The sequence below is a fragment of the Streptomyces sp. SAJ15 genome, assembly GCF_007595705.1.
Lineage (GTDB): Bacteria > Actinomycetota > Actinomycetes > Streptomycetales > Streptomycetaceae > Streptomyces.
On sequence record NZ_NISY01000001.1, the window covers coordinates 395,737 to 407,352 of the forward strand.

Sequence of the window (11,616 nt, forward strand, 5' to 3'; positions counted from 1 at the left end):
GCGTTCCGCGCCGTGTGTCGCGCGTGTTTCGGTTCAGTGAACAGTTGAGATGACAACTGTTCACTGACATCTCCATCCTACGCTGGCCAAAGTCGGCGAACGGCTGTTTACTGAATGACATGAGTCACACGCTCGGCATCCGGCAGGCCCAGAAACTGAAGACCCGACAGGCGCTGTTGGACGCCGCCCTGCGGCTGCTGGCCGACCAGAGCCTGAGCAGCCTGGGGCTGCGCGAGGTCACGCGCGTGGTGGGCATCGCCCCGGCCGCGTTCTACCGGCACTTCCGCGACATGGCGGATCTCGGCGTGGCCTTGGTGGAGGAGTCGCTGGGCAGCCTGCACGTCATGATCCGGGCGATCCTCGCCGAGCAGGACGGGGACGAGGAGCGGATCGAGGGCTCGGTGCGGGCCGTCGCCGAGCATGTCCGCCGCTACCCCGCCCATGTCCGGTTCATCGCCCGCGAACGCCACGGCGGGGTGCGGCCGGTGCGCGAGGCGATCGCCGCCCAGCTCGACCGGTTCGCGGAGGAGGTCGCGGAGGCGCTGGCCTCGCAGCTCGCCGCGGAGGGGTGGAGCGCGGAGGACGTGCGGATGCTCGCCGAGCTCTACGTCGACCACATGGTGATGACGGCGACGGCCTTCCTGGAGGCGCAGCCGGAGGGCGCGGGAGAGGGCGTGGGCGAGGGTGCGGGTGAGGACATCGGGGGAGCGGGGGCGGAAACGCCGCCCGCGGTCGCGGGAGTGGCTGACGGGGCGTCTGTATCTATAGGAGAGAAGGAAACTGACGTGACGTCGGGTCCTGGTGTGCGCCAGGTCGGGGCGACGGGCGCGGCGTCTTCGGCGGGTGCCGCGTCCGGCGCCGGGGCGGGCATGGAGTCCGAGGCGGTGCGACGCATCGCGCGTACCGCCCAGCGGCAGCTCCTCCTGATCAGCCTGGGGCGGCACCACTGGCCCACCGGGTGACATGACCGAGACGGGGGTCGGCGCGTGACGGAGTCGTCGGACGGCGGGTCAGCGGTCGGCCGGGGGTCGGCGGGTGACCTCCACGCGGTAGGCGCCGCGCCCGTCGCGTGTGGTGACGGCGATCCGTATGCCGTGCGTGGCGTCGCGCAGGCTCTCGCCGGGCGTGAACGTCGCGTCGCTCAGACCGGGGTGCACATTGGGTTCCCTGGTGCAGCCGCGGCTCTTGGGGGAGGCGTCGATCACCGTGATCGGGCCGTCTCCGGAACCCAGGCCGACGTCCACCCAGGAGACCAGGACGCCGGGCTTGCACACGCCGTCGTCGTTGCCCTCGTTGGTGCGGGCCTCGACGGTGTAGCCGCCGGCGGTCGAGACGGGCACGAAGAGCAGCTTGGTGCCATCGCCGCGGCGACCGAGCGGGCTGAGGGTGTGCGTCGAGGTGCCGGCACGCGCGGCGCACGCCACCTGGGCCGGGGTCAGCCAGCCGAGCTTCCACTTGTGCCAGGCCATCAGGTCGTTGCCGACGCCCCAGTCCTCGGACATCACGTCCCAGTGTCCGACCCTGTCGCCACCCCCGCCGGTGTAGAGGTCGGGCAGCCCGAAGCTGTGGCCGTTCTCGTGCGGCAGGACGCGGAATCCGGTCCTGGACAGTGAGCCGCTGCCGTCGTCCTGGCGGCTGTAGACGAACGAGACGTTCGCCAGCGGGACGCCGTCCGCGCGGGGCGCGTCGGTGTTCCCGGAGAAGGTGACGGACAGCACGGTGCGCGCGGCCGGCGGCCCGGCGTTGGGAGTGAGCAGCACGTTGATCAGGTCGTACCGGCGGAAGTCGACCTTGTGGTCGGCGGCCGCGGCGATGTCGCGGACCAGCGTGCGGTAGCCCGGCTCGAAGCCGGAGCCGCGCCGGAGGCCGTACGAGCGGAACGTCCGGGGCATCCGCAGCCAGTGATCCAGCGGGGCCGTCGCGCGGTAGTCGAGTCGCCCGTAGGAGCCGCGGGCGAACCACCGCGCGGTCTGCGGGAAGAACTCGGCGAAGCGCTCCCGCGCGCTGCCCTCGCCCGGCACGTCGGGAAAGTCGATCATGAGGGTGAGCGCCCGGACGGTGCCGGTGCTCCGGCTGTAGCCGGGGGCGGTGGGCATCCCCTCCGACATCGCCACGTCATGGGGGCGGGGTGGGGTGCAGGCCGCCCGCCCCGCGGCGGCGGAGCCGCGCAGTGCGGGGGCGTGGATCGCCCGCGGGGCGGCGGGGATGTGCGGGGCGACCGCCGGCGCGGCGACGGCCAGCAGCAGGACGGCGGCGGTCGCGAGCGCGCGGCACCGGCGCGACGTGTGACCGCGGGGCGGCGTGTGACCGCGGGGCGGCGTGTGGCCACGGGGTGGCGCGCCGCCCTGGTACGGCGTACGCGGGGTCCGGTGCGGGCGGTGGTGGCCGGTCGGGTGGTCGCCGGTCGCGTGGTCGCCGCTCGCGCGTATGTGGGGACCCGCGCGTCTGCGCCGTATTCGGAAGCCCGGGGGTATCCGGGGGCGTTTGGGCGTCATCTCCCCACCACGCTGCGCCGCCGGGCGATCTGGCGCCCGCGCGGGGCCGCCGAACGGGTGGCGGTGGCGTGGCGGGTTGCGACGGTACGCGCGGTGTGGTGGGTCCGGCGCGCGGGCCGGCCGGTGGTCGTGTTCGCGGAGGCGGGTCGGTGGCGGGTCGGGGGGTGACTGGGCGCCCGCCTGGAGCGCGCCACCGACGGCGGCGAACAAGTGTGCCGCAGGTCACATCGTGTTCATGAAATATCCGGGGACCCACTCCCCGTTTAACCCACTGTCCGAGCGAAACGGGGACTCGCTCCCCGCTACGCCGGACCGGGGTCCGGGAGAAAGACCGGAAGCGCCGGAGCGACAGACCGAGCGACGGGGATCAGAAAAAGGGGGGTGCCGCATGGCTGCCAAGACCGACAGGTGCGTCGCCGCTGCCGCCGTCGCCGCCGCCGCGGCGAAGCTGCCGCGCCCGCGACTGCGTGCCGACGCGCTGCGCAACCGGGAGCGGATCGTCGCGGCGGCCCGCGAAGTGCTGGTCGAGCACGGGGCGGAGGTCTCGCTCGATGAAATCGCTCGACGGGCGGGCGTCGGCAATGCCACGATCTATCGGCACTTCGCGGACCGTCGCGAGCTGATCCACCATGTGACCCTCTCGGTCATGGACCGCATCGCGGACCAGGCCGAGGCGGCCCGAACCGAGGAGCACGATGCCTTCCAGGCGCTGCGACGCTTTGTGCACGCGGCGGCGGACGAACGGATCGGCGCTCTCTGCCCGTTGCTCTCCGACGGGGTCGACAAGGACCACCCCGAGCAGACGGCGGCCCGTGATCGGCTTGAGGCCGGGGTCGAGGCGCTCATGGGGGCCGCCCGCGACGCCGGCCTACTGCGCACCGACATCGGCGTCGGTGACCTGATGGTCGCGCTGACCCAGCTCACGCGCCCGCTGCCCGGCAGTGGCGACTGCGTGAACTTCGATCAATTCGTGCACCGGCATCTCCAGCTGTTCCTCGACGGCCTGATGACGCCGGCGCGCTCCGAACTATCCGGTTCCGCCGCCACTTTGGAGGACCTGCGACGCAGGCAGTGACGCCCGTCCTTGTCAGACCCCCCTCGTAGCATCGAATACCTGACCGAACTTCACGTGGTAGGCCCCGCCGGCTTGTTGTGCCCACCGCGTGCCCCACACGTCCCGTTTGTTAGTCCTCGCACCGCTAGGTAGGCCCACGCATGCCGTCCGTAGACGCGTCGCTCGCGACGCCCACCCCCGACCCCCGGCGCTGGAAGGCGCTCATATTCATCGCCCTGGCCCAGCTGATGGTCGTGCTCGACGCGACCATCGTGAACATCGCCCTGCCCTCGGCCCAGGCCGACCTCGGCATCTCCGAGGGCAACAAGCAGTGGGTCATCACCGCCTACGCCCTCGCCTTCGGCGGCCTGCTGCTGTTCGGCGGCCGGATCGCGGACCTGTGGGGCCGTAAGGCCACCTTCATCACCGGCCTCATCGGCTTCGCGGTCGCCTCGGCGCTCGGTGGCGCCGCGGTCAACACCGGGATGCTGCTCGGCGCCCGCGCGCTGCAGGGTGTGTTCGGCGCGCTGCTGGCCCCGGCAGCGCTCTCGCTGCTCGCCGTGATGTTCACCGAAGCCAAGGAGCGCGCCAAGGCGTTCGGCATCTTCGGTGCCATCGCCGGTGGTGGTGGCGCCGTCGGTCTGATCCTCGGCGGTGTGCTGACCGAGTACATGGACTGGCGCTGGACCTTCTTCGTCAACATCCCGTTCGCGGTGGTGGCCGCGGCCGGTGCGGTCGCCGTCATCCATGAGCCGGCCGAGGCCCGCAACTCCTCCAAGCTCGACATCCCCGGCGTCATCCTGGCCACCACCGGTCTGGTCGCGCTGGTCTACGCCTTCACCCGCGCCGAGTCCGACGGCTGGACGGCCGGCTGGACCATCGGTCTGTTCATCGCCGCCGCCGTGCTGCTGCTCGCCTTCGTGGTCGTGGAGAGCAAGGTGAAGGCGCCGCTGCTGCCGCTGCGCGTGGTCACCGAGCGCAACCGCGCGGGTGTCTACATCTCGCTGGGCCTCGCCATCATCGGCATGTTCGGCCTGTTCCTCTTCCTCACCTACTACCTGCAGATCGTCAAGGACTACAGCCCGGTCACCACCGGTCTGGCCTTCCTCCCGATGATCGCGGGCATGATCACCGGCTCGACGCAGATCGGCACCCGGCTGATGACCCGGGTCGCGCCGCGGCTGCTGATGGGCCCGGGCTTCCTGGTCGCCGCCGTCGGCATGCTGATGCTGACTCAGATCGACCTGGACACCTCCTACCCGGCGCTGATCCTGCCCGCCTTCCTGCTGCTGGGTCTGGGCATGGGCACCGCCTTCATGCCGGCGATGAGCCTGGCCACGTACGGGGTCCAGCCGCAGGACGCGGGTGTCGCCTCCGCGATGGTCAACACCTCGCAGCAGGTCGGCGGCGCCATCGGCACCGCGCTGCTCAACACGATCGCCGCCAGCGCCAGCACGGCCTACGTCAGCTCGCACAAGGCCACCGCCACGTCGCCCCAGCTGCTGGAGCTCAAGGCGATGGTGCACGGCTTCTCCGTGGCCATCTGGTGGGCTTTCGCCATCCTGCTGGTGGCCGCGGCGGTCGCGATCACCTTCATCAACGCCGGACGGCCCACCACGGGCGGTCAGGCGGGCGGCTCGGCGGACGGCGAGGGCGCCGTCGAGGACGTTCCGGTTCCGGTCATGGCGCACTGATCGGGTGGTGGCACGGCCTACCGGGCGAGGCGTCATGCCTCGCTGATCACAGCGCTTGAGTGCGGCTTCACGGCCCCGCTTCCGCAGTCCGCGGAGGCGGGGTCGTGGCGTTGGGGCGGGCCGGGACGTCGGGGGTGGGGCGGGCGGGGCCCGAGGTCGGCGTCACCGGCGCCAGGGCAGGTCCCCGCACTCCGGCTGGAGGCCCTCGGCGATGATCCCGCAGATCTCGCCGAGCTGCGCCACCTGCTCCGGGGTGAGCCGGTCGAACATCGCCGAGCGGACGGCGGCGACATGCCCGGGCGCCGACCGCCGTAGCACCTCGTACCCCTCGTCCGTCAGCACCGCGTTCTGACCGCGCTTGTCGGAGGGGCAGTCCTCGCGCCGCACCCAGCCGTGCTTCTCCAGTCGCGCGATGGCGTGGGAGAGCCGCGACCGGGTGATCTTCGATTGCTGGGCCAACACCGTCATCCGCAGCCGCCGCCGGGGGGCCTCCGAGAGCTGCACGAGCAGGCCGTAGTAGATGTGCGGCATGCTCGCGTCACGTTGCAGCTGACGGTCGAGGTGGTCTTCCAGGAGCGTGGTCGCGTGCAGGTACGCCTGCCAGGTGCGCTGCTCGTCGGTGCTGAGCCAGCGTGGCTCCGCTGCGGATGGTTCGGTCGTCATGGCACCCACGATCTCATTCCGCTACCCATTCTTGAAGATTAAACAACTGGAGGTTACAGTGGGATTTATAGCTTGAGAGTTCAAGTAAATGGAGGCGTACCCATGACGTCCCTCTCCGTGCCCGAGCCGACGGTGGAGCCGCCGACCGGCCGGATGCCCGCCCTCTACCTCAGCCATGGGGCGCCGCCGCTCGCGGACGACCCCGTATGGCCCGGCGAACTCGCCGCCTGGGCCGCCGGACTGCCCCGCCCCGCGGCGATCCTGATGATCTCCGCGCACTGGGAGGAGGCGCCGCTGGCGCTCGGCGCCACCACGACGGTGCCGCTCGTCCACGACTTCTGGGGCTTCCCCGAGCACTACTACCGGGTGCGCTATGCCGCGCCCGGCGCGCCGCGGCTCGCCGAGCGTGTGCGCAAGACGCTGCGCGCCGCCGGGACGCCGGTGCAGGACATCCCCGGCCGGGGCCTGGACCACGGCGCGTACGTTCCGCTGGTCGAGATGTTCCCGGCCGCCGAGATCCCCGTGCTCCAGCTCTCCCTGCCCACCCTCGACCCCCAGCGGCTGCTGGCCATCGGCCGCAAGCTGGCCCCGCTCCGGGACGAGGGTGTGCTGATCGTCGGCAGCGGATTCTTCACGCACAACCTGGCCGCGCTGCGGCAGTCGGCCGGGGGAGCGGTGCCGGGCTGGTCGGCCGAGTTCGACGACTGGGGCCGCCGGGCCCTGGGCGAGCAGGACGTCGACGCCCTCCTCGACTTCGAACGCCGCGCTCCGGCGGGCCGGCTGGCGCACCCGCGGACCGAGCACTTCGCCCCGCTGTTCGTCGCCATGGGCGCCGCGGACGCGGCCGGCGACCTGTCCGGCCAGCGGTCGGTGATCGACGGCTTCTGGATGGGGCTGGCCAAGCGGTCGGTCCAGTTCGGCTGAGCCGGGGCGGTCGGTCCCCGAGGCGAGGCCCGGTCGCCGGGTGGCGGGGCCGGGCCTCGCCGTCGTCGTAGGCCGCCAGGGGGGCGTGACGGCGGCGGAGGCCCTCGCGCCCCGGGTGTGGCGGCCGTGCTCGTGTGGCTCCGGGGTCTGCGTGGCGGCCGTGCCGTGGGGGAGGGTCAGCCGTGCCGCGAGGTGGCGCGCCGCCCCTGGCCCGGCAGGGGCGTGTCCCGTCGCGTGTGGAAGAGGTAGAAGGCGCTGACACCCATGATCGCTCCGAGTCCGAGCCCCATCATCGCGGACTTGTAGACGGTGGCCCCGCTGATCGCGAACAGGTAGCCGATGGCGCAGCCGAGGACCGAGCCGTACCAGATCGCGGCCGTCTCGTCCTGGACCCCGCCCTGGTACCGACCGATCGCGTAGCAGATGCCGCCCATCACGGCGGCGGCGATCAGGCCGTGGATCACGGGGGCGAGGATCGCGGTCCCGGGGCCGGTGGTGTTCGCGCCCTCGTGCGCCAGGTAGCCCACCCACGCGCCGAAGAAGAGGGCGATCGTCAGGGGCGCAATCCAGGAGGTTCTGACCCGAAGGTGCGGGATATGGGCGTGGGGGCGGTGGTGCCGTGGTCGCGACGGGGTCGCGGTGGGTGCGGTCATGGCTGGCTCCTCGCTCTCCCGGCTCAGTCGGGTTCTCCGGCTCCCCTCGCGGAATTCCCCTCCCAGACATCCAGGGCACACCCGGCACTCACTCACGGCAAGTCGGCTGGGCGCGGCGGCGTCGCGCCGTGCGGCGTGGAGCAACCAGAAGCCGGTGCGCGCCGTCTTCACGGTCGGGAGAGCACGGTGGGGACGGCGCGAAATCGATCTTCGGAAGGGGTCGCGGCGGCACCTTGACACCCGTCCTGACCTGCGCTTCCGCGTACTCCGCTGGCGCGCTGCCGCCCGGTGTGGCCGGACAGGGTACTGCATGATCGCAAAAACGTGGGCACCGAGGGGAATTCTGTCCGGATTCCACTCGTTGATTCCAGTGGACGGGGCACAGGAAGAGGTCCGTCAGGGGCCCGGAAGGTGCTTCGTCCAGTGTCCCGCGACCGACTCACCGCAAGGGAGCAACCCGCATGGCAACCCGTGCCGTCGCCCGTCGTCAGGCCACCAACAGCGGCGCTGACGGGGCGGCCAGCAGTGTTCGCGCCGCAGGCGGGGAGATCGCCGACCGCGACCTGGTCGGTATGTATCTCGATGAGATCGCCCGCACCCCGCTGCTCGACGCGGCGAAGGAGGTCGAGCTGTCCCAGATCATCGAGGTGGGTGTCTACGCCCAGCAGATCCTGGACGGCGAGATAACCGATGGCAACGCTGCCGGCGCGAGCCGCGAGGAGCTGGAGGCGATAGCCGCCGAAGGCGACCGCGCCAAGGACGTCTTCATCCGTTCCAACCTGCGCCTGGTGGTGGCGGTCGCCCGCCGCTATCCGCGCAGCGGTCTCCCCCTGCTGGACCTGATCCAGGAGGGAAACGCCGGACTGGTTCGCGCGGTTGAGAAGTTCGACTACGCGAAGGGCTTCAAGTTCTCGACGTACGCCACCTGGTGGATCCGCCAGGCGATCACCCGGTCCATCGCGGACCAGTCGCGCACCATCCGGCTCCCCGTGCACCTGGTCGAGGAGCTCGGCCGGATCCGCCGTGTGCAGCGGGAGTTCAACCGCGAGCACGGCCGTGAGCCGGACCACGCGGAGATCGCCGCCGAGCTCGGCTCCAGCACCGAGCGGGTCTCGGACGTGCTCGACTGGGCCCGTGACCCGGTCAGTCTGAACATGTCGGTGGACGACGAGGGCGAGACGCAGTTCGGCGACCTGCTGGAGGACACCTCGGCGGTCTCGCCCGAGCAGTCGGTGATGACGCTGTTGCGCAGCGAGGAGCTGGAGGGCCTCATCGGCCGGCTCGACGACCGCACCGCCTCGATCATCAAGGCGCGGTACGGCATCAACGACGGCCGCGAGCGCACGCTCACCGAGGTCGGCAAGGAGCACGGCCTCACCCGGGAGCGGATCCGTCAGATCGAGAAGCACGCGCTGCTGGAGCTGAAGAAGATGGCCCACGCCACGGGGTTCGACGCGGCCGCCTGAGCCGCGGCCGCCCTGTGCCGCGGGTCCCGTCGGGCACGCCGTCCGACCCGAACGCGCGGTCCGCGAGCGGCGCGGCCGTAGTGATCCGGGTCGGCCAGGCGGGGCGACCCACCCAGAGCGAGAGCCTCGGCGCAACTCCCCCCCAGCGCCGGGGCTCTCTCGTCTCTCTCCCGCCCCGCTCATCTGTCGGGCCCTTCGTTGTCCCAGGAATCTAGATATCTACTATCCAGGTTCATTCTGGATGTCTAGTATCTAGATATCGAGCCGCGGCGCCACGCCGAGTGGGGCGGGCCGCCGCATGACCTGGAGGAGCAGAACGATGTCGCTCACCATCACCAACCCCGCCGCCCTGCACGACCCGGTCCCCTTCGGCTACAGCCATGTGGTCGCCGCCCGCCCGAGCGAGGTCGTGCACATCGCCGGCCAGTACGGCTCCGACGCGCAGGGCGGCGTCGTCGCCGAGGACTTCGCCACGCAGGTGGAGACCGCCTTCACGCACCTGGGCACCGCGCTGGAGGCGGTCGGGCTGGACTTCAGTCATGTGGTGCGGCTGGGCACCTACATCGTCGACCACGACACCGACAAGCTTGAGGCCCTCGTGGGTCCCATCCGCAAGATCTGGGGCGACCGCCCGCCGGCGCAGACGCTGATCGGCGTCGCCTCGCTCGCCCTCCCCGGGATGCTCTTCGAGGTCGACGCGGTGGCCGTGCGTCCGTGACGGGCGGGCGCAGGGCGGGGCCCTCTTTTCTGTGGTCCGGGCGGGAGGGGGCGTCTCAGGATCCGTGGAGCACCTTGACGGCCCGGGCGAACTCCTCGAAGCCGACGCGGCCGTCCCCGTCGGTGTCCAGCGTCATGAACACCTTCTCCGCCTCCTGCTTCGGCAGGGCCATGAAGCAGGCCACCTCGACGAACTCCGCCATGCTGAGCGCCCCGTCGCCGTCGGCGTCGGCGATCTCGAACAGGGCGCGCAGGGTGGCGCCCTTGCCGGGGCGGTCGGCGGAGCGGAAGCGGGGGTCGTTGCGGGCGGCCATGTACTCGTCGAGGGAGATGGCGCCGTCCCCGTCCCGGTCGGCCAGGCGCAGCAGCCGGTTCCACTGCTGCTCGATGGCGTCCAGCAGCGCCTCGCCCTTGAGGGAGTCGCCGCTGACGCCGGCGGCGTCCAGGACCTGCTGTGGCAGCCGCAGATAGTCGGCGTAACCGATCAGCCCGTCGCGGTCGGCGTCCATGCGCCGGAACTGCTCGGCCAGCGTGGCATCCGCCGAGGTGCCGGGATCGGTCATGTCGGCATGGTCCCAGCGGCTCAGGGGGCGCGCCAGGAGGCGCACGAGCGGACGAAGAAGCATGCGACGGCTGGCCGACCCCGGGTGCCGGCAACCGGGCGACGGCCCGGCGCGTTCACTGGGGCGGGCCGTAGAGCTCGCGGTAGGCGGGGAAGACCCCGCCCGGACCGTCCACGCCCTCCGCGGCCAACAACGCCTTGACCACGGCCCGGGCCAGCACATCCGCCCCCGCCGCCAGCACCTCGTTCAGCGCCCCCGCCTCCCGGTGCACCGCGAACGCCGGGTCGCCCGCCCGCCCCGACGCCGGCAGCAGCGGCCGGCCCCCCGTCGCCAGCGCGAACACCGTGTCCCCGTCGGACAGCATGTGGACCGGCCGTACGGCGCGCGCCAGCCCGTCGTGGGCCGTGCCGGCCAGCTTGTGCGCCTGAGCACGGGTCAGCTCGGCGTCGGTGGCGACCACGGCGAGCGTCGTGTTCAACGGCGGGTGCGCCGACGCGATGAACCGCCGCAGCGACTCGGCCCGCGTCGCCGCCAGCCGCCGCACCGCGTCGGCGTGCGCCTCGGGCGAGGGCACATACGACGCGTAGCCGTCCACCGCCGTGGCCCGCTCACCCCGCGCCGCGTCCGCCCGGGCGGCCACCACCTCCGGCACCAGGCCGTACAGCACCCCCGTCCGCGGGTCGAACACCGAGCCCACCGCGTTGACCACCGCCAGCGCGGCGACCGTCACCCCGGACGGCAGCACCACGCTGGCCGAGCCGGTGCCGCCCTTCAGGTCCCCGGCGACCGCGCCGGTGCCCGCCCCCGTGTTGCCCTGCGCCACCGGGGCGCCCGGCCCGGTACGCGCCGCCGCCTCGGCCGCCGCGTGCCCGAGGGCCGCGTCCGGCCGGGCCCGCCAGTCGCCTCCCCGGCCCAGGTCGAACAGCGCCGCCGCGGGGACGACGGGCACCACCTGCGCCGGGTCGGGACCCACCCGGAAGCCGCGGCCCCGCTCCTCCAGCCACCGGGCGACACCGGAGGCGGCGTCGAGGCCGAAGGCGCTGCCGCCGGTCAGCACGACGGCGTCGATGTGCTGCACGAGGTTCCGCGGGTCCAGGGCGTCGGTCTCGCGGGTGCCCGGCCCGCCGCCGCGCACGTCCACCGCGGCCACCGCGCCGCCCTCGGGGGCGAGCACCACCGTGGTGCCGGTCAGCCAGCCGTCGCCGGTGCGCTGCGCGTGACCCACGCGCAGACCGGCCACATCGGTCAGCGCGTCGACCGGCCCCGGGCGGGCGGAACCCGCGCTCTGGGCGGCGCTCTCAGCTTCAGCCATGTCAGCCATGCCCCCATCCGTACCCCGTGCCCCGCGCACCATCCCCTGGCCCCGCCCGCAGGCCATCCCCTGGCC

The 11,616-nt window shown here is 72.4% G+C and carries 10 protein-coding genes and 1 pseudogene; 6 read left to right on the plus strand and 5 right to left on the minus strand.

All coding sequences use genetic code 11. The features are described 5' to 3' along the window. Nucleotides 1-119: 119 nt before the first annotated feature. Nucleotides 120-677, plus strand: a pseudogene (locus CD790_RS01740) (TetR family transcriptional regulator); the annotation flags it as partial. Between the two features lie 333 nt (nt 678-1,010). On the opposite strand, the gene CD790_RS01750 reads toward CD790_RS01740, so the two are convergent. Next, a complete protein-coding gene (locus tag CD790_RS01750; RefSeq protein WP_144381164.1) occupies nt 1,011-2,495 on the minus strand; it encodes a M6 family metalloprotease domain-containing protein in 1,485 nt (494 codons plus the stop codon). Between the two features lie 388 nt (nt 2,496-2,883). Between CD790_RS01750 and CD790_RS01755 the strand changes: the two genes are divergently transcribed. Continuing rightward, the gene (locus CD790_RS01755) at nt 2,884-3,570 is read left to right on the plus strand and encodes a TetR/AcrR family transcriptional regulator (protein ID WP_144381165.1); all 687 of its coding nucleotides are present in this window, start codon (nt 2,884-2,886) and stop codon (nt 3,568-3,570) included. 140 nt (nt 3,571-3,710) lie between these two features. Beyond that, entirely contained in the window at nt 3,711-5,243 is a 1,533-nt protein-coding gene (locus CD790_RS01760; protein WP_144381166.1) for an MFS transporter, read from the plus strand. 162 nt (nt 5,244-5,405) lie between these two features. On the opposite strand, the gene CD790_RS01765 is transcribed toward CD790_RS01760, so the two are convergent. Further along, complete coding sequence (locus CD790_RS01765) at nt 5,406-5,906, minus strand: MarR family winged helix-turn-helix transcriptional regulator (RefSeq protein ID WP_144381167.1); 501 nt, start codon at nt 5,904-5,906, stop codon at nt 5,406-5,408. Between the two features lie 102 nt (nt 5,907-6,008). On the opposite strand from CD790_RS01765, the gene CD790_RS01770 reads away from it, so the two are divergent. Then, nucleotides 6,009-6,830 (plus strand): dioxygenase, encoded by an 822-nt coding sequence (locus CD790_RS01770; protein WP_144381168.1) that lies wholly within the window; start codon nt 6,009-6,011, stop codon nt 6,828-6,830. Nucleotides 6,831-7,006: 176 nt separating this feature from the next. Here CD790_RS01770 and CD790_RS01775 read toward each other — a convergent pair whose 3' ends face one another. Next, nucleotides 7,007-7,483, minus strand: a complete 477-nt coding sequence (locus tag CD790_RS01775; protein ID WP_144381169.1) for a hypothetical protein — start codon at nt 7,481-7,483, stop codon at nt 7,007-7,009. Nucleotides 7,484-7,944: 461 nt separating this feature from the next. Here CD790_RS01775 and CD790_RS01780 point away from each other — a divergent pair, with 461 nt between their 5' ends. Both CD790_RS01780 and CD790_RS01785 read left to right on the plus strand, forming a co-directional pair. Next, complete coding sequence (locus tag CD790_RS01780; RefSeq protein ID WP_144381170.1) at nt 7,945-8,949, plus strand: RNA polymerase sigma factor RpoD/SigA; 1,005 nt, start codon at nt 7,945-7,947, stop codon at nt 8,947-8,949. A 319-nt stretch (nt 8,950-9,268) separates the two neighbouring features. Then, nucleotides 9,269-9,667: a RidA family protein gene (locus tag CD790_RS01785; RefSeq protein WP_144381171.1), complete on the plus strand. Its 399-nt coding sequence runs from the start codon at nt 9,269-9,271 to the stop codon at nt 9,665-9,667. 55 nt (nt 9,668-9,722) lie between these two features. On the opposite strand, the gene CD790_RS01790 is transcribed toward CD790_RS01785, so the two are convergent. Next, the gene (locus CD790_RS01790) at nt 9,723-10,229 is read right to left on the minus strand and encodes an EF-hand domain-containing protein (protein ID WP_186318830.1); all 507 of its coding nucleotides are present in this window, start codon (nt 10,227-10,229) and stop codon (nt 9,723-9,725) included. Between the two features lie 115 nt (nt 10,230-10,344). Next, a complete protein-coding gene (locus CD790_RS01795; protein WP_144381848.1) occupies nt 10,345-11,541 on the minus strand; it encodes a P1 family peptidase in 1,197 nt (398 codons plus the stop codon). Between the last annotated feature and the right edge of the window lie 75 nt (nt 11,542-11,616).

What these genes read in the sequence shown, in the direction of transcription:
- CD790_RS01750 (WP_144381164.1), bottom strand. Translation starts at nt 2,495, where the DNA reads ATGACGCCCAAACGCCCCCGGATACCCCCGGGCTTCCGAATACGGCGC.
- CD790_RS01755 (WP_144381165.1), top strand. Translation starts at nt 2,884, where the DNA reads ATGGCTGCCAAGACCGACAGGTGCGTCGCCGCTGCCGCCGTCGCCGCC.
- CD790_RS01760 (WP_144381166.1), top strand. Translation starts at nt 3,711, where the DNA reads ATGCCGTCCGTAGACGCGTCGCTCGCGACGCCCACCCCCGACCCCCGG.
- CD790_RS01765 (WP_144381167.1), bottom strand. Translation starts at nt 5,906, where the DNA reads ATGACGACCGAACCATCCGCAGCGGAGCCACGCTGGCTCAGCACCGAC.
- CD790_RS01770 (WP_144381168.1), top strand. Translation starts at nt 6,009, where the DNA reads ATGACGTCCCTCTCCGTGCCCGAGCCGACGGTGGAGCCGCCGACCGGC.
- CD790_RS01775 (WP_144381169.1), bottom strand. Translation starts at nt 7,483, where the DNA reads ATGACCGCACCCACCGCGACCCCGTCGCGACCACGGCACCACCGCCCC.
- CD790_RS01780 (WP_144381170.1), top strand. Translation starts at nt 7,945, where the DNA reads ATGGCAACCCGTGCCGTCGCCCGTCGTCAGGCCACCAACAGCGGCGCT.
- CD790_RS01785 (WP_144381171.1), top strand. Translation starts at nt 9,269, where the DNA reads ATGTCGCTCACCATCACCAACCCCGCCGCCCTGCACGACCCGGTCCCC.
- CD790_RS01790 (WP_186318830.1), bottom strand. Translation starts at nt 10,229, where the DNA reads ATGACCGATCCCGGCACCTCGGCGGATGCCACGCTGGCCGAGCAGTTC.
- CD790_RS01795 (WP_144381848.1), bottom strand. Translation starts at nt 11,541, where the DNA reads ATGGCTGAAGCTGAGAGCGCCGCCCAGAGCGCGGGTTCCGCCCGCCCG.